The sequence below is a fragment of the Agromyces sp. NPDC058104 genome, from assembly GCF_042884835.1.
Classification (GTDB): domain Bacteria; phylum Actinomycetota; class Actinomycetes; order Actinomycetales; family Microbacteriaceae; genus Agromyces.
Map to the genome: position 1 here is coordinate 1,517,210 of NZ_JBHVTD010000001.1, position 25,828 is coordinate 1,543,037.

At 69.4% G+C, this 25,828-nt stretch carries 23 protein-coding genes and 2 tRNA genes; 17 read left to right on the forward strand and 8 right to left on the reverse strand.

The window, feature by feature from the left end; all coding sequences use genetic code 11:
- Positions 1-14: 14 nt before the first annotated feature.
- The 7 genes from gyrB (at position 15) to ACFVTH_RS07240 (ending at position 6,426) form a co-directional block, all read left to right on the forward strand.
- Positions 15-2,033 carry a DNA topoisomerase (ATP-hydrolyzing) subunit B gene (gyrB, locus tag ACFVTH_RS07210; protein WP_387088342.1) on the forward strand — a complete coding sequence of 673 codons (2,019 nt, stop codon included), beginning with the start codon at positions 15-17 and terminating at the stop codon, positions 2,031-2,033.
- A 94-nt stretch (positions 2,034-2,127) separates the two neighbouring features.
- On the forward strand, positions 2,128-4,653 hold the full coding sequence (gene gyrA / locus ACFVTH_RS07215; RefSeq protein WP_387088780.1) for a DNA gyrase subunit A: 2,526 nt from the start codon (positions 2,128-2,130) through the stop codon (positions 4,651-4,653).
- Positions 4,646-5,050, forward strand: a complete 405-nt coding sequence (locus ACFVTH_RS07220; RefSeq protein WP_386941425.1) for a DUF3566 domain-containing protein — start codon at positions 4,646-4,648, stop codon at positions 5,048-5,050. Before gyrA ends, ACFVTH_RS07220 begins: the two co-directional genes overlap by 8 nt.
- 101 nt (positions 5,051-5,151) lie before the next feature.
- Positions 5,152-5,225 (forward strand) — tRNA-Ile (locus ACFVTH_RS07225).
- 42 nt (positions 5,226-5,267) lie between these two features.
- Positions 5,268-5,340: transfer RNA gene (locus tag ACFVTH_RS07230), tRNA-Ala, on the forward strand.
- 199 nt (positions 5,341-5,539) lie between these two features.
- Positions 5,540-5,929 (forward strand): PLD nuclease N-terminal domain-containing protein, encoded by a 390-nt coding sequence (locus ACFVTH_RS07235; protein ID WP_386941426.1) that lies wholly within the window; start codon positions 5,540-5,542, stop codon positions 5,927-5,929.
- Positions 5,930-5,982: 53 nt separating this feature from the next.
- Positions 5,983-6,426: an NUDIX hydrolase gene (locus tag ACFVTH_RS07240; protein ID WP_387088345.1), complete on the forward strand. Its 444-nt coding sequence runs from the start codon at positions 5,983-5,985 to the stop codon at positions 6,424-6,426.
- Positions 6,427-6,592: 166 nt separating this feature from the next.
- On the opposite strand, the gene ACFVTH_RS07245 is transcribed toward ACFVTH_RS07240, so the two are convergent.
- Both ACFVTH_RS07245 and ACFVTH_RS07250 read right to left on the reverse strand, forming a co-directional pair.
- Positions 6,593-6,841: a hypothetical protein gene (locus tag ACFVTH_RS07245; RefSeq protein ID WP_387088348.1), complete on the reverse strand. Its 249-nt coding sequence runs from the start codon at positions 6,839-6,841 to the stop codon at positions 6,593-6,595.
- A 498-nt stretch (positions 6,842-7,339) separates the two neighbouring features.
- Entirely contained in the window at positions 7,340-8,080 is a 741-nt protein-coding gene (locus tag ACFVTH_RS07250; RefSeq protein WP_387088350.1) for a TetR/AcrR family transcriptional regulator, read from the reverse strand.
- A 199-nt stretch (positions 8,081-8,279) separates the two neighbouring features.
- On the opposite strand from ACFVTH_RS07250, the gene ACFVTH_RS07255 reads away from it, so the two are divergent.
- The 5 genes from ACFVTH_RS07255 to ACFVTH_RS07275 are packed head-to-tail and all read left to right on the forward strand — an operon-like array spanning position 8,280 to position 15,203.
- Complete coding sequence (locus ACFVTH_RS07255) at positions 8,280-9,962, forward strand: amidohydrolase (RefSeq protein ID WP_387088353.1); 1,683 nt, start codon at positions 8,280-8,282, stop codon at positions 9,960-9,962.
- Positions 9,963-9,981: 19 nt separating this feature from the next.
- Positions 9,982-11,625, forward strand: coding sequence for an ABC transporter substrate-binding protein (locus ACFVTH_RS07260; protein WP_387088356.1), 1,644 nt, complete (start codon positions 9,982-9,984; stop codon positions 11,623-11,625).
- Positions 11,612-12,667: an ABC transporter permease gene (locus ACFVTH_RS07265; protein ID WP_387088358.1), complete on the forward strand. Its 1,056-nt coding sequence runs from the start codon at positions 11,612-11,614 to the stop codon at positions 12,665-12,667. Before ACFVTH_RS07260 ends, ACFVTH_RS07265 begins: the two co-directional genes overlap by 14 nt.
- Positions 12,664-13,530, forward strand: a complete 867-nt coding sequence (locus ACFVTH_RS07270) for an ABC transporter permease (RefSeq protein ID WP_387088360.1) — start codon at positions 12,664-12,666, stop codon at positions 13,528-13,530. Before ACFVTH_RS07265 ends, ACFVTH_RS07270 begins: the two co-directional genes overlap by 4 nt.
- The gene (locus ACFVTH_RS07275; RefSeq protein ID WP_387088363.1) at positions 13,527-15,203 is read left to right on the forward strand and encodes a dipeptide ABC transporter ATP-binding protein; all 1,677 of its coding nucleotides are present in this window, start codon (positions 13,527-13,529) and stop codon (positions 15,201-15,203) included. Before ACFVTH_RS07270 ends, ACFVTH_RS07275 begins: the two co-directional genes overlap by 4 nt.
- Positions 15,204-15,290: 87 nt before the next feature.
- On the opposite strand, the gene ACFVTH_RS07280 is transcribed toward ACFVTH_RS07275, so the two are convergent.
- Positions 15,291-15,803 (reverse strand): hypothetical protein, encoded by a 513-nt coding sequence (locus ACFVTH_RS07280; protein WP_387088365.1) that lies wholly within the window; start codon positions 15,801-15,803, stop codon positions 15,291-15,293.
- 119 nt (positions 15,804-15,922) lie between these two features.
- On the opposite strand from ACFVTH_RS07280, the gene ACFVTH_RS07285 reads away from it, so the two are divergent.
- Together ACFVTH_RS07285 and ACFVTH_RS07290 are read left to right on the forward strand one after the other, a co-directional pair.
- A complete protein-coding gene (locus ACFVTH_RS07285; RefSeq protein ID WP_386941436.1) occupies positions 15,923-16,462 on the forward strand; it encodes a peptidylprolyl isomerase in 540 nt (179 codons plus the stop codon).
- Between the two features lie 112 nt (positions 16,463-16,574).
- Positions 16,575-17,327 (forward strand): rhomboid family intramembrane serine protease, encoded by a 753-nt coding sequence (locus ACFVTH_RS07290; RefSeq protein WP_387088368.1) that lies wholly within the window; start codon positions 16,575-16,577, stop codon positions 17,325-17,327.
- 217 nt (positions 17,328-17,544) lie between these two features.
- Here ACFVTH_RS07290 and ACFVTH_RS07295 read toward each other — a convergent pair whose 3' ends face one another.
- Positions 17,545-17,787 carry a cell division protein CrgA gene (locus ACFVTH_RS07295; protein WP_157423800.1) on the reverse strand — a complete coding sequence of 81 codons (243 nt, stop codon included), beginning with the start codon at positions 17,785-17,787 and terminating at the stop codon, positions 17,545-17,547.
- 71 nt (positions 17,788-17,858) lie between these two features.
- Here ACFVTH_RS07295 and ACFVTH_RS07300 point away from each other — a divergent pair, with 71 nt between their 5' ends.
- From ACFVTH_RS07300 to ACFVTH_RS07310, 3 genes are read left to right on the forward strand one after another with little or no spacing between them, the layout of a single operon-like run.
- Complete coding sequence (locus tag ACFVTH_RS07300; RefSeq protein WP_387088371.1) at positions 17,859-18,671, forward strand: class E sortase; 813 nt, start codon at positions 17,859-17,861, stop codon at positions 18,669-18,671.
- Positions 18,671-18,829 carry a hypothetical protein gene (locus tag ACFVTH_RS07305; RefSeq protein ID WP_387088374.1) on the forward strand — a complete coding sequence of 53 codons (159 nt, stop codon included), beginning with the start codon at positions 18,671-18,673 and terminating at the stop codon, positions 18,827-18,829. Before ACFVTH_RS07300 ends, ACFVTH_RS07305 begins: the two co-directional genes overlap by 1 nt.
- Positions 18,826-19,467: an anthranilate synthase component II gene (locus ACFVTH_RS07310; RefSeq protein WP_387088377.1), complete on the forward strand. Its 642-nt coding sequence runs from the start codon at positions 18,826-18,828 to the stop codon at positions 19,465-19,467. The genes ACFVTH_RS07305 and ACFVTH_RS07310 overlap by 4 nt, the downstream gene beginning before the upstream one ends.
- A gap of 37 nt (positions 19,468-19,504) precedes the next feature.
- On the opposite strand, the gene pknB is transcribed toward ACFVTH_RS07310, so the two are convergent.
- The 4 genes from pknB to ACFVTH_RS07330 all read right to left on the reverse strand — a co-directional run bounded on the left by pknB (position 19,505) and on the right by ACFVTH_RS07330 (position 25,755).
- Positions 19,505-21,199 carry a Stk1 family PASTA domain-containing Ser/Thr kinase gene (gene pknB / locus ACFVTH_RS07315; protein WP_387088380.1) on the reverse strand — a complete coding sequence of 565 codons (1,695 nt, stop codon included), beginning with the start codon at positions 21,197-21,199 and terminating at the stop codon, positions 19,505-19,507.
- Between the two features lie 67 nt (positions 21,200-21,266).
- Entirely contained in the window at positions 21,267-22,973 is a 1,707-nt protein-coding gene (locus tag ACFVTH_RS07320; RefSeq protein WP_387088383.1) for a protein kinase, read from the reverse strand.
- The gene (locus ACFVTH_RS07325) at positions 22,970-24,424 is read right to left on the reverse strand and encodes a peptidoglycan D,D-transpeptidase FtsI family protein (protein WP_387088386.1); all 1,455 of its coding nucleotides are present in this window, start codon (positions 24,422-24,424) and stop codon (positions 22,970-22,972) included. The genes ACFVTH_RS07320 and ACFVTH_RS07325 overlap by 4 nt, the downstream gene beginning before the upstream one ends.
- Positions 24,421-25,755: an FtsW/RodA/SpoVE family cell cycle protein gene (locus ACFVTH_RS07330; RefSeq protein ID WP_386941543.1), complete on the reverse strand. Its 1,335-nt coding sequence runs from the start codon at positions 25,753-25,755 to the stop codon at positions 24,421-24,423. The genes ACFVTH_RS07325 and ACFVTH_RS07330 overlap by 4 nt, the downstream gene beginning before the upstream one ends.
- Between the last annotated feature and the right edge of the window lie 73 nt (positions 25,756-25,828).

Genomic DNA, 25,828 nt, shown 5'->3' on the forward strand with positions numbered 1-25,828 from the left:
AGCCCGATTCACCCATGACAGCGGAACCGACGAAGGCCCAGGGCGCGCCCGAATACGGCGCAGACGCGATTCAGGTACTCGAGGGCCTCGAAGCGGTCCGCAAGCGTCCCGGCATGTACATCGGCTCGACCGGCCCGCGTGGCCTGCACCACTTGGTGTACGAGATCGTCGACAACTCGGTCGATGAGGCGCTCGCGGGCTACGCCGACCTGATCGACGTCACGATCCTCGCCGACGGCGCGGTCCGCGTCGTCGACAACGGGCGCGGCATCCCGGTGGACGTCCACAAGACCGAGGGCAGGTCGACCGTCGAGGTCGTGCACACCGTGCTGCACGCCGGCGGCAAGTTCGGCGGTGGCGGCTACGCGGTCTCCGGCGGCCTGCACGGCGTCGGCGCCTCCGTCGTGAACGCGCTCTCGACCCGGTTCGAGGTCGAGGTGCGACGGCAGGGCCACGTCTGGCGCCAAGCGTACGAGATCGGCGTTCCGCTCGCACCGCTCTCGCAGGACGAGGCGAGCGACGAGACCGGCACGACGACCACCTTCTGGGCGAGCCCCGACATCTTCGAGACCGTCGAGTACGAGTACGAGACGCTGCGCACCCGGTTCCAGCAGATGGCCTTCCTCAACAAGGGCCTGCGCATCACGCTGACCGACCTGCGCGCCGGCCACGACGTCGTCGACCCCGACGACACCGCCGAGGCCGAGGCGGAGTCCGCGTCGTCGGGCCCGCGCACCGACACCTTCCTCTACGAGCGCGGTCTCAGCGACTACGTCGAGTACCTCAACAAGTCGAAGCGCGCCGAGCTCGTCAACGAGGAGATCATCTCCTTCGAGGCGGAGGACACCGAGCGCAACATCGCCCTCGAGGTCGCGATGCAGTGGACGACCGCGTACACCGAGTCCGTGCACACCTACGCGAACACGATCAACACGCACGAGGGCGGCACCCACGAAGAGGGCTTCCGTGCCGCGCTCACGACGCTCGTGAACCGCTACGCGCGAGAGAAGAGCATCCTCAAGGAGAAGGACGACAACCTCTCCGGCGACGACGTGCGCGAGGGCCTGACCGCGGTCATCTCGGTCAAGCTGTCCGAACCGCAGTTCGAGGGCCAGACGAAGACGAAGCTCGGCAACACCGAGGCGAAGTCGTTCGTGCAGAAGGTCACGGCCGACCAGCTCGGCGACTGGTTCGAGCGCAACCCCACGCAGGCTCGCGACATCATCCGCAAGGCGATCCAGGCGGCGACCGCCCGCATCGCCGCCCGCAAGGCGCGAGAGGCGACCCGTCGCAAGGGCCTCCTCGAGTCGGGCGGCATGCCCGGAAAGCTGAAGGACTGCTCCTCGAAGGATCCGTCGGTCTCCGAGATCTTCATCGTCGAGGGCGACTCGGCCGGCGGCTCCGCCGTGCAGGGCCGCAACCCCGAGACGCAGGCGATCCTTCCGCTGCGCGGCAAGATCCTGAACGTCGAGAAGGCCCGCCTCGACCGAGCCCTCGCGAACAACGAGGTGCAGGCGATGATCACGGCGTTCGGCGCCGGCATCGGCGAGGACTTCAACACCGAGAAGGCCCGGTACCACAAGATCGTGCTCATGGCCGACGCCGACGTCGACGGCCAGCACATCACCACGCTGCTGCTCACGCTGCTGTTCCGCTACATGCGGCCGCTCATCGAGCTCGGCTACGTCTACCTCGCCCAGCCGCCGCTCTACCGCCTGAAGTGGACGAACGCGGACCACGAGTACGTGTACTCCGACAAGGAGCGCGACGCGCTCCTCACCGCGGGGCTCGCAGCAGGCAAGCGCATCCCGAAGGACAACGGCGTGCAGCGCTACAAGGGTCTCGGCGAGATGAACCACCAGGAACTGTGGGAGACCACGATGAACCCCGAGACCCGCACGTTGCTGCAGGTCACCATGGACGACGCGGCCGCCGCCGACGAGATCTTCTCGACCCTGATGGGCGAGGACGTCGAGAGCCGCCGCAACTTCATCCAGAAGAACGCGAAGGACGTGCGTTTCCTTGACATCTGATGTGATCGAGCCCGGCGCGGGCGGCGAGTTCGCCGCCGAGGAGAACGGCCCCGGCATCCACGGCAAGATCGACCAGGTCGACCTGCAGCTCGAGATGCAGCGCTCCTACCTCGACTACGCGATGAGCGTGATCGTGGGTCGCGCCCTGCCCGAGGTGCGCGACGGACTGAAGCCCGTGCACCGCCGCGTCATCTACGCGATGTACGACGGCGGCTACCGCCCCGACAAGGCGTTCTCGAAGTGCGCCCGCGTCGTCGGCGACGTCATGGGCCAGTTCCACCCGCACGGCGACACCGCGATCTACGACGCGCTCGTGCGACTCGTGCAGCCGTGGAGCCTCCGCTACCCGCTCGCGCTCGGCCAGGGCAACTTCGGCTCGCCCGGCAACGACGGCGCGGCCGCCCCCCGGTACACCGAGACGAAGATGGCTCCGCTCGCGCTCGAGATGGTGCGCGACATCGACGAGGAGACCGTCGACTTCCAGGACAACTACGACGGCCGCACCCAGGAGCCGTCGATCCTGCCCGCGCGCTTCCCGAACCTGCTCGTCAACGGCTCGGTCGGCATCGCGGTCGGCATGGCGACGAACATCCCGCCGCACAACCTCCGCGAGGTCGCCTCGGGCGCCCAGTGGTACCTCGAGCACCCCGAGGCATCCCGTGAGGAGTTGCAGGAGGCGCTGCTGCAGCGCATCAAGGGACCGGACTTCCCGACCGGGGCGCAGATCCTCGGCGTGAAGGGCATCACCGACGCCTACCGCACGGGCCGCGGCTCGATCACCATGCGGGCCGTCGTGAGCGTCGAGGAGCTGCAGGGTCGCACCTGCCTCGTCGTCACCGAGCTGCCGTACCAGGTGAACCCCGACAACCTCGCGATCAAGATCGCCGACCTCGTGAAGGACGGCAAGATCGGCGGCATCGCCGACATCCGCGACGAGACCTCGGGCCGCACCGGCCAGCGCCTCGTGATCGTGCTGAAGCGCGACGCGGTCGCCAAGGTCGTGCTCAACAACCTGTACAAGCACACCCAGCTGCAGGAGAACTTCGGCGCGAACATGCTCGCGATCGTCGACGGCGTGCCCCGCACGCTCTCGATCGACGGGTTCATCGCCCACTGGGTCGACCACCAGATCGACGTCATCGTGCGTCGCACGCAGTTCCGCCTCCGCAAGGCGGAGGAGCGCATGCACATCCTCCGCGGCTACCTCAAGGCGCTCGACGCGCTCGACGAGGTCATCGCGCTGATCCGCGCCTCGGCCACGGTCGACGACGCGCGTGCCGGCCTGAAGGACCTGCTCGACATCGACGACCTCCAGGCCGATGCGATCCTCGCGATGCAGCTGCGCCGCCTCGCGGCGCTCGAGCGTCAGAAGATCATGGACGAGGCCGAGGCGCTCGAAGCCGAGATCACCGACTTCAAGGACATCCTCGCGCGGCCCGAGCGCCAGCGCACGATCGTCTCCGAAGAGCTGGCCGAGATCGTCGACAAGTACGGCGACGAGCGCCGCACGCACATCATGCCCGGCTTCGACGGCGACATGTCGGTCGAAGACCTGATCCCCGAAGAGGAGATGGTGGTCACGGTCACGCGCGGCGGGTACGTGAAGCGCACGCGCAGCGACAACTACCGCTCGCAGCACCGCGGCGGCAAGGGCGTGAAGGGCGCGCAGCTGCGCGCCGACGACGTCGTCGAGCACTTCTTCGTGACGACCACCCACCACTGGCTGCTGTTCTTCACGAACATGGGCCGGGTGTACCGGGCGAAGGCGTACGAGATCCAGGAGGCCGGCCGCGACGCGAAGGGCCAGCACGTCGCGAACCTGCTCGAGATGCAGCCCGACGAGGAGATCGCCGAGATCCTCGACATCCGGGACTACGGGGTGGCGAAGTACCTCGTGCTCGCGACGCACGACGGTCTCGTGAAGAAGACCGCGCTCGAGGAGTACGACACCAACCGCTCGCGCGGCGTCATCGCGATCAAGCTCCGCGAGGGCGACGAGCTCGTCTCGGCGATGCTCGCCGACGAGCACGACGAGATCCTGCTCGTCTCGAAGAAGGGCATGTCGCTCCGCTTCGAGGCGACCGACGAGGCGCTGCGACCGATGGGCCGCTCGACCTCCGGCGTCAAGGGCATGAGCTTCCGCGACGGCGACGCGCTGCTCGAGGCCTCCGTGGTCCCGGGCTCGGGTGCCGCCGGTGAGATCCCTGAGAATGAGCCGGATGTCTCCGAGGAGGCCGACGGCGCGCAGTACGTGTTCGTCGTCACCGAGGGGGGCTACGCCAAGCGCACCGCGGTCGACCAGTACCGCCTCCAGAACCGCGGCGGGCTGGGCATCAAGGTGGCCAAGCTCAACGAGGATCGCGGCGATCTCGCCGGTGCCCTCATCGTCGGATCCGACGACGAGGTGCTGGTGGTTCTTGCCAGCGGCAAGGTGGTACGCTCCGATGTCGCCGAGGTTCCTGCCAAGGGCAGGGATACGATGGGCGTCGTCTTCGCGAAGTTCGCGGCAGACGACCGCATCATCGCCATCGCGAAGAATTCCGAACGGAATCTGGTGGAAGAGGCCGCAGAGTCCGACGCGGTCGAGCCCGCCGGAGAGGGAGTAACCGTCAATGAGTAGCGTCGCCGAGAAGCTGGCCCGCAAGTCGAGCAAGCGCGCCCCGGCCAAGCAGGTGCGCCTGCGGCTCGTCTATGTCGACTTCTGGTCGGCGGTGAAGCTGTCCTTCCTCGTGGCGGTGTGCCTCGCCGTCGTGTCGATCGTCGCGACGTTCCTCATCTGGACGGTGCTCAACTCGACCGACGTGTTCTCGAAGCTCAACGAGCTCGTGAAGGACGTCGCCGGCACGGGCGGCGACCTGTCGTCGATCCTGTCGCTCGGCAACGTCATGGGCTTCTCGGTCGTCGCCGCGCTGCTCAACCTGGTCGTGACGACCGCCCTTGGGGCGATCATCGCGGTGCTCTACAACCTCAGCGTGAAGATCACCGGCGGCATCCTGGTCGGGTTCACGAACAACTAGGCGCGCCGGATGCGGGGCGCTTCGCGCCCCGCCGGCGGCCGAGTTCGGCTCGATTCGGATATTCCTGAAGTCTCAGGTAGTCTTTCCTTCGGCCGAAACACGGGGATATAGCTCAGGCGGTTAGAGCGCTTCGCTGATAACGAAGAGGTCCGAGGTTCAAGTCCTCGTATCCCCACTCTGAAAATTCCACAACACATCGGGTGCATCGCATCCGCTCGGGGCCTTAGCTCAGTTGGTAGAGCGCCTGCTTTGCAAGCAGGATGTCAGGAGTTCGAATCTCCTAGGCTCCACTCGATCGAGAACCTCAGCCATCCGACTGGGGTTCTTCTCGTTTCCGCGTCGAGGAGGCGTCGGCCGGGGGCATTCAGCGCCTCAGTCGCGGTTCCCGCGTGCGGCGAGAAAATCACCCCCCATCGCCGCCTCGGCATTCGCTACTGTTGGCTCAACCCGGTGATCTCGCCGTGGTATTCGCTTTCAGGGGGTTCGGCCATGGCATTCGACACCAACTTCTGGGATGTCTTCAGCGGTCTGTTCGGCTTCTTCGTGTTCGTCGCCTATCTCGTGGCGCTCTTCTCGGTCATCGCCGACCTCTTCCGCGACACGAAGCTCTCGGGGTGGGGCAAGGCAGTCTGGCTGCTCTTCCTCATCTTCGTGCCGTTCATCACCGTGCTGGTGTACCTGATCGCCCGCGGTCACGGCTTCGCCGAGCGCGAGAACGCCCGGCGCGGCGTCTATCACGAGTACGTCGACGATCACGGCGACGTGTCGCAGGTCAACCCGAACGACGAGGTCGCCCGGGCGCAGGGCCTCGGTGGCGACCCGACGATCAGCGGTGCCCAGTTCGACGCCGTGCAGCGGGATTCGATGCGCGAGGGGTGAGCGGCACCCGGTGAGCTCGACGTCCACCCCGCCCTCGCGGGTAGGGTGACGGGATGGACATCCGCATCGCGGCGTATGGCGTGATCATCCGCGACGAGCACATCCTGCTCGCCCACTGGAACGAGCACGGTCGCTCGGGCTGGACGCTGCCCGGGGGCGGTGTGGAGGGCAGCGAGCATCCGCTCCAGGCGGCTCGGCGCGAGATCGCGGAGGAGACCGGCTACGAGGCATCCATCGATCGTCTGCTCGGCATCGACACGATGGTGATCCCGGCCTCGAAGCGTCGGACGGGCACCGAACCGCTCTACGCGATGCGCGTGATCTACCGGGCGTCGGTCATCGGCGGCGAGCTGCGCGATGAGGTCGACGGCTCGAGCGACGAGGCGCGATGGGTGCCCCTGTCCGAGGTCTCGAGCCTGCACCGCGTGAGCCTGCTCGACATCGCGCTTCGACTGAATGCGGCCGAGCCGGCCGACGGGGTGCCGCCGAGGGCGTAGCCGCGCGCAGCACTCGACCCCGACGTCGGCGTTCCGGCCGCGGTGGCGGTCGAACCGTCGGCGACGGGGTCGAGGGTGGTGCGCTGGGGCGCGAACGGCGCCGCCGCGAGGGCGACGGCGCCGTCCGGTGCTGGGGTGGTCGTGATGGCGTTCATGCGATCACGACTCAGAAGTTGGGGCCGATGAGGGCGATCCGCTGGAGATCGCCGGCACGGACCCGGTGCGCGAGCGCGGTGTTCTGCTGGCGCAGCATCACGGCCTCGTGCGAGACGCGCTCGCTCTGTCGACGGCTCCACGCGATGAGTGCGAGGCCGGCGCGCAAGGCGATCCGCTCGTTGAGTCGGCGTGCCTGGGCACGCATGGCGGTGGTCTGTCCGGTGCCGGACTGACCGAGGGCGAGAGAACTGGTGTTCACGTCGTGTCCTTCGTTGGGTGGTGTGGTGCACCGGTCGGTGCGGGGCGCCCGTCGACCGGTCGGTCGAGGGTCGTCTGGAGGTGGTGAGATCGGCGCGGGTCCGCGATCGTCGCGGGCCGGCATCCGGGGGAGCGCGGCGGAGCCGCTGGCCCTGGGTGGGCAGCGGATGGATCCGGTGGTCCGCTTGCCCGATCTGATCAGGCGATGGCGGATGCCACGGGAGAGTCGCTGCTCATGCCACGAGGGCGGAATGGCGTTCGCGCACTTGAGGCGCGAAGCCGGGGCGGAGAACTAGCAGGCCGGAGCGGCGAGGAGGATCACCGTGCGGCCGGCGGTAAATGCCGGGGTGAAGATGTACTTCATCATTGGGATCAACTCCTCTCTGTGGCTCGGGCGCGTTCGCACCGGTCACTGACACTAGCGGGAGATTCACACCCACCGCAAGGCATTTCTCCAGATTCGTGAGAAATCAGTGCGAGCACTGAGATCCGGCGGGCCTCAGCCTTCGGAATCGGGGGAGTTCCGAGCGTCTCGGCTCGCCTCTGCGACGCGCTCCGCCGACTGGATGACGGCCTCGACGCCGAGCAGGAAGAGCTCGCGGTCCTCGAGGTCGACCAGGCGCGAGTTGATCGAGGCGATCAGCGGGTAGCGACGCGGGTCGGCGAGGATGGGGCCCTCGAACCAGGGGCTCGGCGCGAACTCGTCGTCGACGCCGCCGCGCTCCCGCCGCTCGCCGCGCGCGCGGGCGATGCCCGCGGCGCTCGACAGTACGTGAGCGGCGAACAGCGCGTAGTGGCGCACCAGGTCGTCGTCGTCGAGGCCGGCGCGGGAGAAGGCGTCGAGCATGAGCTCGACGGCGCCGAGCTCGCCCGGGCCGTGGGTGGTGAGCACGGTCGCCTCGACGCCGATGGCCGGATGCGTCGCGAAGAGGTCGAGGGTCGCCACCGCGAGCTGGCGGAGCCGGTCGCGCCAGGCTTCCTCGGGGGCCGTGACCGATTCCAGGCCGCGGAGGGTCAGCTCGTCGAGGAGCGCCTCCATGAGCTGCTCCTTGTTGCGGAAGTGACGGTAGATCGCCGTCGGATCGGCACCGAGGTGCGACCCGAGCTCGCGCACCGAGAGCGACGACGAGGGGGCGTTCGCCGCGAGCTCGATACCGGCGGCCACGATCGACTCGCGATCGAGCCGGGCCTTTCCCCGCCCGCCGGTCGTGCGGCGTCGTGGGGTGCTCGTCGTGGGCATTCGCCCCTCCTCATCGGCTGCAGTGCCTCTTCATGCTGCCACGCCCGCGACCCCTGTGTCGCGATGACCTCGCGGGCGCGGCAGCCGGATCAGCATAACAATCGGGTCAAGGGCGATGTCAACGGCGTTGACATCGTGCATGGGGCCGGGCTATCGTCACCTCGTCCGACGCATTTCGATGAGGAAACGAGGGGCCGACGTGCCAGCAGATGTGGTGTTCACCGGGGGGTCCGTCTTCACGGGGTCGGGGCAGCCCCTCCAGGGGCGTGCCGTGGTGGTGACGGGCGGCCGCATCACCGCGATCGTCGCCGACTCCGAGGCATCCGCCCACATCGACGAGCAGACCCGCGTGGTCGACCTCGCGGGTGCGCTGCTCAGCCCCGGCTTCCAGGACGCGCACATCCACCCCGTCGGCGGCGGCGTCGAACTCCTGCAGTGCAACCTCACGGAGGCCGGCGACGCGGAGGAGGCGGTCGCCACGATCGCCGCCTACGCCGCCGCGAACCCCGACGAGGAGTGGATCCTCGGCGGCGGCTGGTCGATGGACCACTTCCCGGGCGGTGCGCCGGTGCGCGGGCTCCTCGACGCGATCGTGCCCGACCGGCCGGTGCTGCTCGTCAGCCGCGACCACCACAGCGCCTGGGCGAACACCGAGGCGATGCGCCGGGCCGGGATCGACGCCGGAACGAGCGACCCCGACGACGGGCGGATCGAACGCGAGAACGACGGGCACCCTGCAGGCACCTTCCACGAAGGTGCCGCCGAGCTGTTCTTCGCCGTGCGTCCCGCCATCGACCCCCAGCTCGCCTACGACGGACTGCTGCGCGCGCAGGACGAGCTCATCGCGCTCGGCATCACCGGATGGCAGGACGCGCTCATCGGCAACGCCGCCGGCGTGCCCGATGCACTCGCGGCCTACCTGCGGGCAGTCGAGGAGGGCACGCTCGAGGTGCACGTCGTCGGCGCCCAGTGGTGGGAGCGCTCGGGCGGGCTGGAGCAGGTCGCCGAGATGGTGCGGCGGCGCGACGAGATCACGGCCCTCGGGTACGGGGACCGGTTCAGCCTCGGCACGACGAAGATCATGGTCGACGGCGTCGCCGAGAACCAGACCGCCGCGATGCTGACGCCCTACCGGGACGCGCACGGGCACGACACCCACAACCACGGCCTCTCGTTCGTCGACCCCGAGCTGCTCGCCGAGGCCGTCGTCGCCCTCGATGCCGCGGGACAGCAGGTGCACATGCACGCGCTCGGCGACCGGGCCGTGCGCGAGGCGCTCGACGCCGTCGCCGCCGCACGCGCGGCGAACGGTCCGAGCGACGCACGCCACCACCTCGCCCACCTCCAGATCGTCGCCGAGGCCGAGACCTCCCGCTTCGCGGAGCTCGACGCGGTCGCGAACCTGCAGATGCTGTGGGCGACGCACGAGGACCAGATCGACGAGCTCACCCTGCCGTTCCTGCAGGACGGCCAGGAGGCGCGCCAGTACCCGTTCGGCGAGCTGGCCGAGCGCGGTGCGCGTCTCGCGGCCGGCAGCGACTGGCCCGTCTCGACCGCCGACCCGATCGCCGCGATCCACATCGCGGTGACGCGCGTCGCGCCCGGCATCGACGCCGGACCGCTCGGCGGCGCCGGCCAACGCCTCGACCTCGCGACCGCGCTGGCCGCCTACACCTCGGGCAGCGCGTACGTGAATCACCGCGACCACGACACCGGCCACATCCGCGAGGGGTACCTCGCGAACCTCGTCGTGCTCGAGCCCGACCCCTTCACCGTTCCCGCCGAGGACATCCACCGCACGACGGTGGCCTCGACCTGGATCGAGGGCGAGACGGCCTACCGCCGCGACACCCTGCCCAGCACCGTCCCCGTCACCGCCTGACCCCTGAGGAGACCACCGCATGTCCACCCTCCGCACCCCCGCCGGCCGGCGCAACGTCGCGCTCGTCGCCGGAGGCGTCGCCGCGCTGCTCGCGCTCACCGGCTGCACGTCCGACCCCGCAGCAGAGCCGAGCGGCGCCGACTGGGAGCTCTCGACCGAGACCCCCGCGCCGTCCGGCGACATCGACTCGTACAGCTGGGTGAGCTACGCCGAGCCGTACTCGCTCGACTACGCCTACGCCTTCGACTACGCCGACAACCAGGTGCTCGCGAACGTCTGCGAGTCGCTCCTCCGGCTGAACCCGGACTACACGCTGAGCCCCGGCCTCGCCGAGTCGTACGAGCAGACGAGCCCGACGACCTGGGTCTACACGCTCCGCGACGGCGTGACCTTCCACGACGGAACCCCGCTGACCGCGGCCGACGCGGTGGCCTCGATGAGCCGTCACCTCGACCCGGCCGTCGGCTCGTCGTGGTACTCGGTCTACCAGAACGTCGCGTCGATCGAGCAGACGGGCGACCTCGAGGTCACCGTCACCACCACGATCCCCGACTCGCAGTTCAACCAGGGCATGGGCGGCTCCGCCGGTGTCATCGAATCGGCCGCCACCCTCGCCGAGAAGGGCGCCGACTACGGCAACTCGAGCGGGCTCGTGAACTGCACCGGCCCGTTCGAGCTCACCGCGTGGAAGTCGGGCGAGTCGGTCACGCTCACGCGCTACGACGACTACTGGGACGAGGAGCTCGCCGCGAAGTCGGGCGAGGTCGAGTTCGTCTTCATGGGCGACTCGACGGCGCGCGTGAACGCGCTCAAGTCGGGCGACGTCGACGGCGGCTGGATGCTCCCGGTCGACGGCATCGCGCAGCTCCGCGAGACGAGCGGTGACGTGTACTTCGGCCTCAGCACCGCGGTCTCGAGCCTCATCGTCTCGAACCTCGAGGGCCCGCTCGGCGACGTGCGGGTGCGCAAGGCGCTGCTCATGGCGCTCGACCGCGAGGGCATCCTCGAGGCGGCCGCCAAGGGCTACGGCGAGGTGACGAACGCGCTCACCACCGAGTCGGTGTGGGGAGCGTCCTCCGACGCCACCCGCGACGACGCGTTCGGCGGTCTCGAGGACTACCCCTACGACGTCGAGGCCGCGAAGGCGCTCGTCGAGGAGGCCGGCGCGACCGGCGAGAAGATCGTGATCAAGACCGCGCCGATCGGCAACGACTTCGCCGTGATCTCGCAGGCCACGGTCGCGGCCGCTCAGTCGATCGGCCTCGAGGCCGAGATCGAGACGGTGACGCCGAGCGCGTACACGGCGCTGTTCAGCGACCCGACCGCTCGCGAGGGCGTCGACCTCTTCTACACGGTCTGGTACCTGTCGAGCCCCGATCCGCTCGAGATGTACGGCGTGCTCCGCACCGGCGAGTTCAGCAACTACGGAGGCTGGTCGAACCCCGAGTACGACGCGATCGCGAACGAGGCCGTCGGCATCTCCGATCCCGACGAGCGCGGGCAGAAGTCGGCGGAGCTCCAGAAGATCGCGAACGAGGAGCTGCCCTGGCTGCCGCTCTTCACCGGGCCGACCTCGCTCTACCTCGGGGAGCGCATCACCGGGGTGGCCCCGTCGATCAACTACCTCTACTACCCGTGGGCGGCCACCATTGGCGCTCGATAGTTCCACGGGAGCAGCGACCGACACCGTCGCGTTCGCCGCTCAGGACGCGGCGGCCGCGAACCCCCGGACCGGCGGCCGGTTCACGGCCGCCGGCCTCCGGCGGGTCGCCGGAAAGCTCGGCAGCCTCGTGCTGACGCTCTTCCTGGCCTCGCTGCTCGTCTTCTTCTCGCGGTTCCTCGTTCCGGGCGACCCGGTGACCTTCCTCCTGCGCGGCCGCAAGCCGAGCCCCGAGGCGATCGCCCAGGTCACGGCGCAGTACGGCCTCGACCTGCCCCCGTGGCAGCAGTACGTGAACTGGCTGCTCGGCGCGCTGCAGGGCGACTTCGGGCGTTCGCTGCAGTACCGGCAGGATGTCTCCACGGTGCTCGGTGACCGGTTGCCGGTCACCCTGATGCTCGTCCTGATGGCCGGCATCCTCATCGCGATCGTCGGCCTCGCCGCGGGCATCGTCGCCGCGCTCAACCGGGGCAGGGCGCTCGACCGGCTCACCCTCATCGGGCTCACGATGCTCAGCGCCATCCCGTCGTTCGTCGGCTCGATCGTGCTCATCGCGATCTTCGCGGTGCAGCTCGGCTGGTTTCCGACCTTCGGCTCGGGGGAGGGCTTCGCCGACACGGTCTACCACCTCGTCCTGCCGTCGATCGCGCTCGCGATCGTCTTCGTCGTGCTCGTCGGCAAGGTGACCCGCTCGTCGATGGTCGAGCAGCTCGACCGCGAGCACGTCGAGGTGGCGTTGAGCCGCGGCCTCAAGCGGGGCACGGTGATCCGTCGTCACGTCTTCCGGAACGCGCTGGGCCCCATCCTCACCGTCAGCGGCATCCTCGTCGCGGGCCTCCTCGTCGCGTCGACCATCGTCGAGGCCGCCTTCGGCCTCGCGGGCATGGGCTCGCTGCTCGTGCAGTCGGTCGACCGCCTCGACTTCCCGGTGGTGCAGGCGATCGTCATGTTCGTGGTCACCGCCTTCGTCGTCGTCAACGCGATCATCGACATCGCCGAACCCTGGATCGACCCCCGGTCCGCCGCAGGAGCTGCTGCCCGATGACCACTCCGACCCCCACCCTCGCCGTCGAGGTCATGCGCGCGCCGCGCCTGCGGCCTGCGGGCATCACCTTCGGCATCGCGATCGGCATCGTCTCGGCGATGACGCTCGCGGCGATCTTCGCCCCGTTCATCGCGCCCTACCCGCCCGACCAGCTCGACTTCGCGGCGGTGAACGCCGGCCCCAGCGCGGCGCACTGGCTCGGCACCGACAGCCTCGGGCGCGACCTGCTCTCGCGCCTCATCTACGGCGCCCGCACGGCGCTGCTCGGGCCGCTGCTCGTCGTCATCGGCTCGACGATCATCGGCATGCTGCTCGGCCTCCTCGCCGGCTGGCGCGGCGGATGGATCGACTCGGTGCTCGGGCGCGTGTTCGACGTGCTGTTCGCCTTCCCCTCGCTGCTGCTCGCGATCATGGCCGTCGCGCTGTTCGGCAAGGGGCTCATCGCGCCCGTCATCGCCATGAGCATCGCGTACGCGCCGTTCGTCGCGCGCCTCACCCGCGCGCTCGTGAAGGCCGAGCGCACCAGGCCGTACGTCGCGGCCTACCGGGTGCAGGGCTTCAGCGGTCCGTGGATCGCCCTCCGGCGCGTGCTGCCGAACGTCACCCCGATCGTCGGCGCGCAGTCGACGCTCAACTTCGGGTACGTCCTCGCCGAGCTCGCCGGCCTCTCCTTCCTCGGACTCGGCGTGCAACCGCCGACGCCCGACTGGGGCGCCATGATCAACGAGGCGCAGCCCGGCATCGTCGGCGGGTACTTCCTGCCGGCCATCGTGCCCGCCGTGGCCGTCGTGCTCGTCGTCGTCGCCGTCAACATCATCGGGGAAGAGCTCTCCGAACGCATCGGAGGGGAGATCCCCGCATGAGCCTGCTCGACATCTCGGAGCTCACGCTCGACCTGCCGAACGGCACGCGCCTGCTCGACGGCATCTCGCTCACCGTGGGGGCGGGCGAGACCGTCGGTCTCGTCGGCGAGTCCGGCTCGGGCAAGTCGCTCACCGCGCGCACGGTGCTCGGCCTCACCCCCGATCGCGCGCGACTCGGGGGCCGCGTCGTGCTCGACGGACGCGAGGTGATCGGTGCGAGCGCGGCCGGGATCCTCGATCTGCGGCGGCACGCGGCATCCATGATCTTCCAGGACCCGAGGGCGGGCATCAACCCGATGCGCACGCTCGGCGACCACATGACCGAGACGCTGCGCCTCTGCGAGGGCCGCTCGAAGGCCGACGCGACGGCGCGCGCCGTCGAGCTCCTCGCCTCGGTGCAGCTGCCGCGCCCCGAGGAGCACCTGAAGCAGTACCCCCACGAATTCTCGGGCGGAATGCTCCAGCGCGTGATGATCGCCGGCGCCCTGAGTAGCTCGCCGAAGCTGCTCATCTGCGACGAGCCCACCACCGCGCTCGACGTCACCACCCAGGCCGAGATCATCCGCGTGCTCATCGAGCAGCGTTCGAGCCGGGGCATGGGCATGCTCTTCATCACGCACGACCTGAACCTGGCGGCGTCGATCTGCGATCGCGTGGTCGTGATGAGCGCCGGGCGCGTCGAGGAGACGGGTGACGCGCGGCGCGTGTTCAGCGCTCCCGTCGCCGAGTACACGAAGCGCCTCGTGGCGGCGACGCCGACGATCGAGGCGCCGTCCGCCGAGCGGTCGACCGACGAGGCCGGCGGGGCTCGCGGGTCAGCCGGCGCCGTCGGGCGCGAGACGCGGCCCGAGACATCCGGCGCCGTCGAGCCGATGCTCGCGGCGGACGGCATCTCGAAGACCTACCACCTGCGCGGCAAGACCGAAGTGAACGCCGTCGTCGACGCGTCGATCTCGATCCCTCGCGGCGGCGCCCTCGGCGTCGTCGGCGAGTCGGGCTCGGGCAAGTCGACGCTCGCACGCATGATCGTCGGCCTCGAGCAGGCCGACAGCGGCGACATCCGCATCGCCGGACGCGAGCGGACCGCCGTCCCGCACGGCAGGCAGGCCCGTCTCGCGCACGCCCGCAGCGTCCAGATGGTCTTCCAGGACCCGTACCTGTCGCTCGATCCCCGCATCACGGCGGGTCGGTCGATCGAGGACGCACTGCGGCTGCACGCGAGGCTCTCGACGACGGACGCCCGCGCCCGCGTCCTCGCCCTCCTCGAGCAGGTCGGCCTCGGCGAGAAGCACGCCCAGGCGCGCCCGCGGACGCTCTCGGGCGGGCAGCGTCAGCGCGTCGCGATCGCCAGGGCGCTCGCCATCGATCCAGACGTGCTCGTCATGGACGAGGCCACCAGTGCGCTGGACGTCTCGGTGCAGGCCCAGGTGCTCGAGGTGCTCGCCGAGATCCGCCGGGAGCGCGGGCTGACGGTGCTCTTCATCAGCCACGACCTCGCCGTCGTGCGGCGCGTGTGCGAGGAGACGGTCGTGATGCGCCGCGGCCGGATCGTCGAGCGCGGGCGTACGGCCGAGCTGCTGGCCGCGCCGGAGCATCCCTACACGCAGCTGCTCATCGATTCGGTGCCGCGACCGGCGCGCGGTCCGGAGCCCATCGTGCGGAAGTCAGCCTGACCGGCATTCCGCGGTCTCACGACGCCGACTGAGCCCGAAACACGGAACGGCCCCGCGCATGCGGGGCCGTTCCGTCGTCTCAGCGGCTCAGACGCTCGTCGTGCCGTTCGGCTCGTCGTCGGCGACCCACAGCTCGTCGTCGGCGCGGAAGGTCTGCCAGACGGCGTACGCGACGCCGGCCGCCGCGACGATGCCGGCACCGATCGCGAGGTACGTGCCGACTCCGCGGCCCTGCTTCTTCTCGACGACCGCGACCGCGCGCGGCGAGACGCGCTCGACGGCGCGGCGCACGCGTGCGTCGTTGGCGATGTCGCCGATCGAGAGGATCGACCCGAGCACGTTGCCGAGGCCCTGCTCGACGTTGTCGCCCGCGGCCTTCGCGACCTGGCCGGCGCGAGCGACGGTCGGCCGGACGTAGCTCTCGTAGCCCGTGCGCACTCTCGGCACGACCTCTTCACGCGTGAGGTGACCCAACTGGCGGCTGGCCTCCCGTGCGACGGCATTCGCGTGCTCGAGCACGATCTGCTGGTTCCCCCAGAGGTCCTCCGCGCTGCTCTGCAGTCGCTTGAGTTCCTTCCGACGCTTGCGTGACAGGCTCATCTCGACCTCCATCGTTGTGCAGCGAACTCCTCCATCTTGCCACCGAACCGGCTGGAAACGCGGTGAGAGTCTCATTCCGGCATGCCGCCTTGCGAATCCGTGCATGACAGAATATGAGGATGCCGATTCACACCGCAGTCGCGACGCTCAACACCAACCACGGCCCCATCAAGGTCGACCTCTACGGCGATCACGCACCGAAGACGGTCAAGAACTTCGTCGGCCTCGCCACGGGCGAGATCGAGTGGACGCACCCCGCCACCGGCCAGAAGACCACCGATCCGCTGTACGACGGCGTCATCTTCCACCGCATCATCCCCGGTTTCATGATCCAGGGCGGCGACCCGCTCGGCCAAGGCATCGGCGGCCCCGGCTACCAGTTCGACGACGAGATCAACCCCGAGCTCGACTTCACCGAGCCCTACGTGCTCGCCATGGCCAACGCCGGCATCCAGATGGGCCGTGGCACCAACGGCTCGCAGTTCTTCATCACGGTCGGCCCCACCACGTGGCTGCAGGGCAAGCACTCCATCTTCGGCAAGGTGACCGACCCGGCGAGCCAGGCCGTCGTCGACAAGCTCGCCGCCGTGGCGACCGACGGTCGCGACAAGCCCCTCGAGGACATCGTCATCGAGAGCATCACCGTCGAGCAGGTCTGACCGGAAGGTGAGCGACCCGGCGACCGATCGGTCGAACTTCTGCTATCGGCACCCCGATCGGCAGAGTTTCGTGCTGTGCCAGCGCTGCGGTCGCACCATCTGCCCCGAGTGCATGACGCAGGCCGCGGTCGGCGTGGTCTGCCCCGAGTGCATGCGCGAGCAGCGCGCGAGCGCGCCCCGCACGAAGCCGGCCGTGCTCACGCGCGTGCGCTCGGCGGCGGGGCGCGGAGCGCCGGTCGTGACGTATTCCCTGATCGGCATCACGCTCGCGGTCTTCGTGCTGCAGCTGATCCCGGGGCTCGCGATCACCGACCGCCTGCTCTACGCCGGCGTGTACTCGATCCCGGGCAATCTCGAGCCGTGGCGCATGGTCACCTCGGTCTTCGTGCACTCGACCTCGCTCATCTTCCACGTGCTGCTCAACATGTACACCCTGTGGATCTTCGGGCAGCTGCTCGAGGGGCTGCTCGGCCGCTGGCGGTTCCTGTCGCTGTACCTGATCTCGGGTCTCGGCGGCTCGGTCGGCGTGCTCTGGCTCTCCGATCCGCGCGTGGGCGTGGTCGGGGCATCCGGAGCGATCTTCGGACTGATGGGCGCGTTCCTCGTGATCCAGCGACGGCTGGGCGGTCAGACGACCCAGCTGTTCGTGCTGCTGGGCATCAACCTCGTGATCGGTTTCGTGCCCGGGTTCAACGTCGCCTGGCAGGCGCACCTCGGCGGCCTCGTCACCGGTGCGCTCGTGGGCTTCATCTTCGTCGAGACGCGCAAGCGGTCGCAGCAGGCGCTGCAGGTCTGGCTTCTGGTCGGCGTGGTCGCCGTGCTGCTCGTGCTCGGCCTGCGGTACTTCTTCTTCCCGATCTTCTAGGTCGGCCGGCGCCGCTGTCGAGCCGCACACTTATCCACAGTGCTCTCCACAGCTGTTGAGAGTTACACCGGTGTAATTGCCGAGATCCCAGTGATCACGCGGATCCTCACTTGTGCACAACTGTGGAGAACTGTGGAAAAGCCTGTGGAACCGCAGTCGGGCATGCGAAAAGGGCGGATGCCGAAGCATCCGCCCTTTCGCGTGTCGAGAGCCGGCGTCAGCGCCAGCGGGTGGTCATGAGGAAGCCGACGAAGGCGATGCCGAAGCCGATCAGGATGTTCCACGAGCCGAGGTCGGCGATGGGGTAACGGCCCTGACTGATGTAGAAGACCAGGATCCACGCGAGTCCGAGCAGCATGAAGCCGAACATGACGGGCTTGAACCACACCGGGTTCGGGGCCTCCTCGCCGCTCGCTGCGACTTCAGCGCGCGCCGGCTTCGATGATTTCGTACGTGCCATGCCCGCAATTCTAGCCGAGCCCGCCGAGCACTCACAGCGAGAAGTCGTTTCGGCGGAATAGAATCGCCCCTATGTCCGAGTCGCTGCCCGACGGCCGGCGCGCGCGCCGCGCCGCGAGCCCGACCGCGCGTCCGAAACCACGGGTGAGCGTCGTCGGCGTCCTCGGCGAGCTGCTGCTGACCGCGGGGGTGCTGATCCTGCTGTTCCTCGGCTGGCAGCTGTGGTGGAACGACGCGATCATGGCGGGGCAGCAGTCGCAGGCGGCCTCCGAGCTCAGCGACAAGTGGGCCGAGCAGGATCGCGCGGACCGGGGCGACGCTCCGCCACCCGCTCCCGAAGACGTCGGCGAGCCCGTCGTCGACACCACCGAGTACGCGAACGCCGAGCCCTTCGCGGTCATGTACGTGCCGCGCTTCGACAGCGAGGGAACGCACGACTCCGCGAGGAACGTCGCCGAGGGCTACGGCCTCGACGTGCTCAACAGCTTCGACCTCGGCGTCGGCCACTACCCGGGCACGCAGATGCCCGGCGAGGTCGGCAACTTCGCGATCGCCGCCCACCGCAGCGCGTACGGCGGCGGCATGCACGAGATCGAGCAGCTCCAGCTCGGCGACGCGATCTACATCCAGACGAAGGACGGTTGGTACACCTACCGATTCCGCGACTTCGAGTACGTGACTCCGGCGACGACCGCTGTGCTCTCGCCCGTGCCCCACCACCCCGAGCTCCAGCCGACCGACCGCATCATCACGCTCACGAGCTGCAACCCGCTCTACTCGACCGACGAACGCATCATCGCGTACGGCGTGCTCGAGTCGTGGCAGCCCGGGGCCGCCAACCCGCCGGCCGAGATCGCCTCGGTCGTCGCAGAATGGGGTGACTGATGTACGGCGCACTCTGGCGCGTCCTTCCCGGACCGGTGTGGCTCCGCATCATCCTGATGCTCGTCCTCGTCGCCGCAGTCGTCTTCGCGCTCTTCACCTGGGTGTTCCCCTGGGTCGACGCGCAGCTCAATCCGATCAACGTCACGGTGGAAGAATGACCCGCATCCTCGTCATCGACAATTACGACAGCTTCGTCTACACGCTGAACGGCTACCTGCGCGAGCTCGGTGCGGAGACCGACGTGGTGCGCAACGACGACATCCCGCTCGACGAGGTCGCCGAGCGCATCGCCCAGTACGACGCCGTGCTCATCTCGCCCGGACCGGGCAAGCCCTCCGACGCGGGCATCTCCATCCCCGTCGTCGAGGCGGCGCTCGCGAGCGGTCAGCCGATCCTCGGCGTCTGCCTCGGCCACCAGGCCATCGCCGAGGCGTTCGGCGCCGTCGTCACCAACGCGGAAGAGCTCATGCACGGGAAGACCTCGCGCATCGAGCACGACGACAGTGCGTTCTACGAGGGCGTCCCCCAGCCGTTCACGGCGACCAGGTACCACTCGCTGGCCGTGGTCGACGACACGGTGCCGCCGTCGCTCGTCGTGACCAGCCGCACGAACGGCGGCGTGATCATGGGGCTCCGCCACGTCACCGCGCCGATCTTCGGCGTGCAGTTCCACCCCGAGTCGGTGCTGACCGAGGGCGGCTACCGCATGCTCGGCAACTGGCTGGCCGTCGCGGGACTGCCCGAGGCGCGCGAGCGCGCCGAGCACCTGAGCCCGCTGGTGCGCGCCAGCGCCTGACCCGGTGCACCCGGGGCCGGCGCGGCCGGCTCGAGGGTCAGCCCGCGCAGTACGTCAGCTCGACGTCGGAGCGCTGCGGAACGCCGCCCGGCGGCAGGGACTGCTGCGTGACGGGCGATCCGGGCGCCGACGGGCACGAGGCGTCGGGCTTCGGGATCGGGTTGAGCTGCAGCTCGTCGCTCGTCAGGAAGTCGGATGCCGCGGACAACGTCTGGCCGGTCAGGTCGGGCAGCGTGACCTGACCGTTCGACAGCACGAACTCGACGGTCGAACCCTTCTCGACCGAGGCGCCGGCCTCGGGCGAGGTCTGCATGACGATGTCGGCGGCGACGGTCGGGGAGTTCTGGCGCGTCTCCTTGCCGGGCACGAGACCGGCGGCCTCGAGCGCGGCCTTCGCATCGGCCAGCGGCATGTTGACGGTGTCGGGCACCGCGACCGCCTCGCGACCGGTCGAGATGTAGACGGAGACCGCGGTGCCCGCGTCGACGATCTCACCGGCGGCGGGATCGGTGCGCACGACCTGGTCGGCGGGGACGGTCTCGCTCGGCTCCTCGAGCCGCGTGGCCGGAAGCCCCAACGACTGCAGCTCCTCGACGGCCTGCTCGTACGTCATGCCGGTGAGTGCCGGCACCTCGCGGGCGTTCGACGGCAGGTCGTCCTTCGGCTGGAGGTTGAATGCCCAGTACATCACCGCGATCACGATCACGACGACGGCGACGATGCCCGCCCAGATCCAGATCGCCGGAGGGCGCCGCTGGGTGCGGGACATCGTCTCGTCCTCGGTGAGCTGGCGCAGTGCGAGCTCCGAGCTCGAGAGCGACGCGGTCGGCGCCCCGAAGAGCATCGTCGCCTGGTCGGGTTCGCGATGCACGGGCACGCGGCCGGCTGCCGCGGTGTCGACGTCGGCCCGGAACTCGACGGCCGTCTGGTAGCGCTCGTCGCGGTTCTTCGCGAGCGCGTGCAGCACGACGGCGTCGAGCGCCGGAGACACCTTGGGGTTGATGATGCTCGGCTTGACCGGTCGCTCGCTGACGTGCTGGTAGGCGACCGCCACCGGGGTGTCGCCGCGGAACGGCGGGCGCCCGGTGAGCATCTCGAAGAGCACGACGCCCGTCGAGTAGAGGTCGGTGCGCGCGTCGACCGTCTCGCCCTTGGCCTGCTCGGGCGAGAAGTACGAGGCTGTGCCGAGGATCGCGGTCGTCTGGGCGACCGTCGTCGCCGAGTCGGACACCGCGCGCGCGATGCCGAAGTCCATCACCTTCACCTGGCCGGCGGTGGTGATCATGATGTTGCCCGGCTTGATGTCGCGGTGCACGACGCCGGCGCGGTGCGAGTACTCGAGCGCGGTCAGCACCCCGTCGATGACCCGGACCGCCGCGGCGGGCTCGAGCGGCCCGTCGTGGATGATGTCCTTGAGCAGTCGCCCCTCGACGAACTCCATGACGATGAAGGGCAGCTGCACCTCCTGCCCGGCAGCGTCGACCACGGTCTCCTCGCCGGCGTCGAAGACGCGGACGATGGTCGGGTGCGCCATGCGCGCCGCGGACTGCGCCTCCTGGCGGAACCGCATGCGGAACGCCGGGTCGGTCGCGAGCTGCGGCTTCAGCAGCTTGATCGCGACCTGGCGGCCGAGCCGGGTGTCGGTGCCGACGTGCACGTCGGACATGCCTCCGCGGCCGATGAGGGTGCCCACGCGGTAGCGGCCGGCGAGCACGCGTCCTTCATCGCTCACGGTGGGCGGGTCCTTTCAGTCGGTCGGGGGGGGGGGTGAGTTGATCGGCGGGATGCTCGGGACTCGTCTAGCCGTTCGTGTCGGGGCCCTCAGCGCCCGCCGGCTGCACCTGCACGGAGCCGGCGGGAGATTCGGGGGAGCTCAGCTTGCCGCAGTAGTACAGGTAGGTCACCTTCACGGTGTCGCCTTCGACCGCGCTTCCGCTCACGGTGTACTGCTTGCTCGTCTCGCCGGGGCTCGCCGCGTTGGGTCCGGTCGCGGGTCCGCTGACGTTGATCGTGTACCCGGTGAGCGTCTGGCCTGCCGGGCACTGCGCGGTGGGCCACGAGACGGTGAACGTGCCGCCCGGTTCGACCGTTGCGGGATCGACCGTCGGTGCCGAACCCGGCGCCGACGGCTGCTCAGGCGAGCCGTAGTAGGTGATGGTCACCTCACTTCCGATCGGGACCGGGCCCGTGGGGTTCACCTCGTAGACGATGCCCTCCTGCGCAGGGTCGACGGCGGCGTTGCCCGGGACGGCGTTGGCGACCATCCCGAGGTCGCGCAGCTTGGCGCTCGCCTCGTCGGAGGAGAGACCGATGAAGTCGTCGGGATTGATCTGCTCCGTCGTCGGCGCCTCGCTCGTCGGAGGTGCGGAGGTCTGCGTCGCGGTGGTCGGCGGCGTCGACGGGGTCGACGACTTCACCGGGTCCTTCTCGCCGGAGTTCAAGGCGAGCGCGATGATCGTGCCGATGAGCACGATCGCGAGCAGCGCGATGAGCACGATCAGCGGCCACGTCCACGGGCTGCGCTTCTTCTTCTCGGGCTCGCCGTCCTCGCCGAGCTCCTCGCCGTCGGCGGCCGTCGGGAGGATCGTCGTCGCGGCGGTCGCCCCGGCCTGCGGCATCAGCATCGTCGCAGCGGTGAGGCCCGCGGCGCCGAGCACGGCCGGAACCGCGGCCGACGCGGCCTGCACGTCGCCGCGGCGCAGCGCGGTGGCCGCACGGGCGAGGTGCGCCGCGGTCTGCGGCCGATCGGCCGGGTTCTTCGCGATGCACGAGTAGACGAGGTTGCGCACCGGCTCGGACACCGTCACCGGCAGGTCGGGCGGCGTCTCGTTGATCTGCGCCATGGCGATGGCCACCTGCGACTCGCCCGTGAACGGGCGACGGCCCGCGAGCGCCTCGTAGGCGACGATGCCGAGCGAGTAGATGTCGGTCGTCGGCGACGCCGGGTGCCCCGAGGCCTGCTCGGGGGAGAGGTACTGCACCGTGCCCATGACCTGGCCGGTGGCGGTCAGCGGCACCTGGTCGGCGATGCGCGCGATGCCGAAGTCGGTGATCTTGACCCGCCCGTCGGGCGTGATCAGCAGGTTGCCGGGCTTGATGTCGCGGTGCACGAGGCCGGCCGCGTGCGCGGCCTGCAGGGCCGCCGCGGTCTGCGCGACGATGTCGAGCACCTTGTCGGTCGAGAGCACGTGCTCGCGCTCGAGGATGGTCGAGAGCGCCTCGCCGGGGACGAGCTCCATGACGAGGTAGGCGCTGCCCTCCTCCTCGCCGTAGTCGAAGACGTTCGCGATGCCCTCGTGGTTGACGAGCGCGGCGTGGCGGGCCTCGGCGCGGAAGCGCTCGAGGAAGCCCGGGTCGCCGAGGTACTCGTCCTTGAGGATCTTGATCGCGACCTGACGGCCGATGACGAGGTCGGTGGCCTGCCACACCTCGCCCATCCCCCCGATCGCGATGCGGGATTGCAGCTCGTAGCGCCCTCCGAAGGTGAGCCCTGCGCTCGGTCTCATTTGTTCAGCACCGCCTCTAGTACCTGCTTTGCGATGGGTGCGGCTATGAGATTGCCGTACCCCTCCTGACCAAGTCCCCCGCCATCCTCCACGAGCACCGTGATTGCATACTGAGGGTCGTCGGCGGGGGCGAATCCGGTGAACCACAAGGTATACGGGTCATCCTCGCCGTTCTCCGCTGTTCCGGTCTTCCCGGCCACGCTGACGCCGTCTATTCTTGCATTACTCGCGGCCCCGTTCTCGACGCCGTTGACCATCATCTGCACCATGGTGTCGGCCGTCGACTCGCTGATCGCGCGGCCGAACTCGCTCGCCTCGAACTCCTGCAGCGGGCGGAGGTCGGGGGCGGTGATCTGGTCGACGAGATTCGGGTTCATCACGATGCCGTCGTTGGCGATCGCGGCCGACACGAGCGCCATCTGCAGCGGCGTCGCGCGCACCTCGCCCTGGCCGAATGCCGAGAGCGCGGTCTGGGCGTCGTCGAGTCCCTGCGGGTACGTGCTCGGCTCGGTGCCGGTCGGGATCAGGAACTCGTGGTCGAAGCCGAACTTCTCGGCCTGGTCGCGGATCGCGTTGTCGCCGAGTTCGATGCCGAGCTCGGCGAAGGGGATGTTGCACGAGAGGCGGAGCGCATCGGCGAGGGTGACGGTGGCGCCCTCGCCGCAGGTGCCGCCGCCGGAGTTGCGCACGACCGAGCTCGAGCCCGGCAGCGTGAACTCGCCGGGGTTCGGGAACGTCGAATCGGGGGTGTACCGGCCCGACTCGAGGGCTGCGGCGGTGACGACGAGCTTGAACACCGAGCCGGGCGGGTTCATGTCGCCGCCCGTCGCACGGTTGAACAGCGGGTCGCCGGGGTCGGCGAGGAGGCCCTCGTAGGTCGCCTGCACCTGCTCGCCGTCGTGCACCGTCAGCGAGTTCGGGTCGAAGGTGGGCTTGGTGACCATCGCGAGGATGCGCCCGGTCTCGGGCTCCGTGACGACGACGGCGCCGGTGTAGTCGCCGAGCGCGTCCCACGCGGCCTGCTGCGCCACGGGATCGATCGCGACCTCGACCGAGGCGCCGACCGGGTCCTGTCCGGAGATGAGGCGGTTGAGCTGGTCGAAGAACTGGCTGGACGACTGCCCGCTGAGGTAGTCGTTGAGCGAGCGCTCGAGGCCGGTCGCCTCGCCGTTCACCGGGATGTAGCCGGTCACCGGCGCGTAGAGCGGCCCGTTCGAGTACGTGCGCTGGAAGCGGTAGAAGTCGTCGGTCGCCGTCGAGTAGGCGATGGGGTCGCCGCCGACGAGGATCGGCCCGCGCTCGACCGAGTAGCTCTCGTAGAGCGTGCGTGAGTTGCGGGGGTCGGCCGCGAGGCTGTCGGCCTGCACGAACTGGATCAGGGTCGACGACACGAGGAGCGTCACGAACATGATCAGGGCGACGATGGAGACGCGCTTGAGCTCTCTGTTCATCCGTCGATCACCAGCCTCGGATGGTTGCGGACGGTGTCGGAGAGCCGGAGCAGCAGCGCGACGATGATCCAGTTGGCCACGAGCGACGAGCCGCCCGCCGCGAGGAACGGCGTCGTGAGGCCGGTGAGCGGGATGACCCGCGTCACGCCCCCGACGACGATGAACACCTGGAGCGCCACCACGAAGGCGAGGCCGACGCCGAGCAGCTTGCCGAAGTCGTCCTGGCCGGCGAAGCCGATGCGGAACCCGCGCGCCACGAACAGCAGGTAGAGCGCGAGGATGGCGAAGATGCCGGCGAGGCCGAGCTCCTCACCGAGGCTCGCGATGATGTAGTCGCTCTGGGGCACCGGGGTGAGGTCGGGCCGGCCCTGCCCCCATCCGGTGCCGATGAGCCCGCCGTTGGCGAGTCCGAAGAGGCCCTGCACCAGCTGATAGCTGCCGCCCGGGTCGGCGTTGAACCGCTCGTCGCTGAACGGGGTCAGCCAGTTGGCGAAGCGGTTGCCGACGTAGTCGAGCGTCTGGCTCGCGATGATCGCGCCCGCGAGGAACAGCGAGAGGCCGAGCACGACCCATGACAGCCGGCTCGTCGCGACGTAGAGCATGACGAGGAACAGGCCGAAGTAGAGCAGGGCGGTGCCGAGGTCGCGCTGGAACACGATGACCGCCATCGAGAGCGCCCAGACCACGAGCAGCGGGCCGAGGTCGCGTGCGCGGGGAAACTTCATGCCGAGGAACTTCGTGCCCACCATCGACAGCGAGTCGCGGTTGCGCACGAGGTAGCCCGCGAAGAAGACCGCGAGGGCGATCTTCGCGATCTCACCGGGCTGGAAGGTGGCGATGTCGCCGAAGCCGATCCAGACCTGGGCGCCGCCGCGGGACTGCCCGAGACCGGGCACGAGCGGCAGGATCAGCAGGATGATGGCGACGAGGCCCGCGAGGTAGGTGTAGCGGAAGAGCACCCGGTGGTTGCGGATGACGATGATGGTCGCGATCGCGCAGATGAGGGCGATCGCGCTCCACGCGATCTGGCGCACCGCGGCGCTCTCCCAGCCGGCGTCGCCCTCGGCGATGTCGATCCGGTAGATCATCGCGATGCCGAGGCCGTTCAGCACGGTCGCGATCGGCAGCAGGAACGGGTCGGCGTCGCGTGCCACGAAGCGCATCGCGATGTGCAGGCCGAACACCAGGAACGAGAGGCCGGCGCCGAGCAGCACCAGCTGCGTGTCGATGCGGCCGAGCGCCCCGAGCTGCACGAGCACGATCGCCGAGGCGTTGATGAAGCAGGCGACGATGAGCAGCCAGAACTCGAGGTTGCGGAGCTTCTGCGGCATCCGGATGCGGCGGATCCCGCTCGGCGGCGTCGCCGGGCGCGACGGGGTGCCGCCGTCGCCGGCGGTGGTCACG

Bases quoted from the DNA above. Each gene is read 5' to 3' on its own strand.
- gyrB (WP_387088342.1), top strand. From the start codon at position 15: ATGACAGCGGAACCGACGAAGGCCCAGGGCGCGCCCGAATACGGCGCA.
- gyrA (WP_387088780.1), top strand. From the start codon at position 2,128: ATGCAGCGCTCCTACCTCGACTACGCGATGAGCGTGATCGTGGGTCGC.
- ACFVTH_RS07220 (WP_386941425.1), top strand. From the start codon at position 4,646: ATGAGTAGCGTCGCCGAGAAGCTGGCCCGCAAGTCGAGCAAGCGCGCC.
- ACFVTH_RS07235 (WP_386941426.1), top strand. From the start codon at position 5,540: ATGGCATTCGACACCAACTTCTGGGATGTCTTCAGCGGTCTGTTCGGC.
- ACFVTH_RS07240 (WP_387088345.1), top strand. From the start codon at position 5,983: ATGGACATCCGCATCGCGGCGTATGGCGTGATCATCCGCGACGAGCAC.
- ACFVTH_RS07250 (WP_387088350.1), bottom strand. From the start codon at position 8,080: ATGCCCACGACGAGCACCCCACGACGCCGCACGACCGGCGGGCGGGGA.
- ACFVTH_RS07260 (WP_387088356.1), top strand. From the start codon at position 9,982: ATGTCCACCCTCCGCACCCCCGCCGGCCGGCGCAACGTCGCGCTCGTC.
- ACFVTH_RS07270 (WP_387088360.1), top strand. From the start codon at position 12,664: ATGACCACTCCGACCCCCACCCTCGCCGTCGAGGTCATGCGCGCGCCG.
- ACFVTH_RS07275 (WP_387088363.1), top strand. From the start codon at position 13,527: ATGAGCCTGCTCGACATCTCGGAGCTCACGCTCGACCTGCCGAACGGC.
- ACFVTH_RS07280 (WP_387088365.1), bottom strand. From the start codon at position 15,803: ATGAGCCTGTCACGCAAGCGTCGGAAGGAACTCAAGCGACTGCAGAGC.
- ACFVTH_RS07285 (WP_386941436.1), top strand. From the start codon at position 15,923: ATGCCGATTCACACCGCAGTCGCGACGCTCAACACCAACCACGGCCCC.
- ACFVTH_RS07290 (WP_387088368.1), top strand. From the start codon at position 16,575: ATGACGCAGGCCGCGGTCGGCGTGGTCTGCCCCGAGTGCATGCGCGAG.
- ACFVTH_RS07295 (WP_157423800.1), bottom strand. From the start codon at position 17,787: ATGGCACGTACGAAATCATCGAAGCCGGCGCGCGCTGAAGTCGCAGCG.
- ACFVTH_RS07300 (WP_387088371.1), top strand. From the start codon at position 17,859: ATGTCCGAGTCGCTGCCCGACGGCCGGCGCGCGCGCCGCGCCGCGAGC.
- ACFVTH_RS07305 (WP_387088374.1), top strand. From the start codon at position 18,671: ATGTACGGCGCACTCTGGCGCGTCCTTCCCGGACCGGTGTGGCTCCGC.
- ACFVTH_RS07310 (WP_387088377.1), top strand. From the start codon at position 18,826: ATGACCCGCATCCTCGTCATCGACAATTACGACAGCTTCGTCTACACG.
- ACFVTH_RS07320 (WP_387088383.1), bottom strand. From the start codon at position 22,973: ATGAGACCGAGCGCAGGGCTCACCTTCGGAGGGCGCTACGAGCTGCAA.
- ACFVTH_RS07325 (WP_387088386.1), bottom strand. From the start codon at position 24,424: ATGAACAGAGAGCTCAAGCGCGTCTCCATCGTCGCCCTGATCATGTTC.
- ACFVTH_RS07330 (WP_386941543.1), bottom strand. From the start codon at position 25,755: ATGCCGCAGAAGCTCCGCAACCTCGAGTTCTGGCTGCTCATCGTCGCC.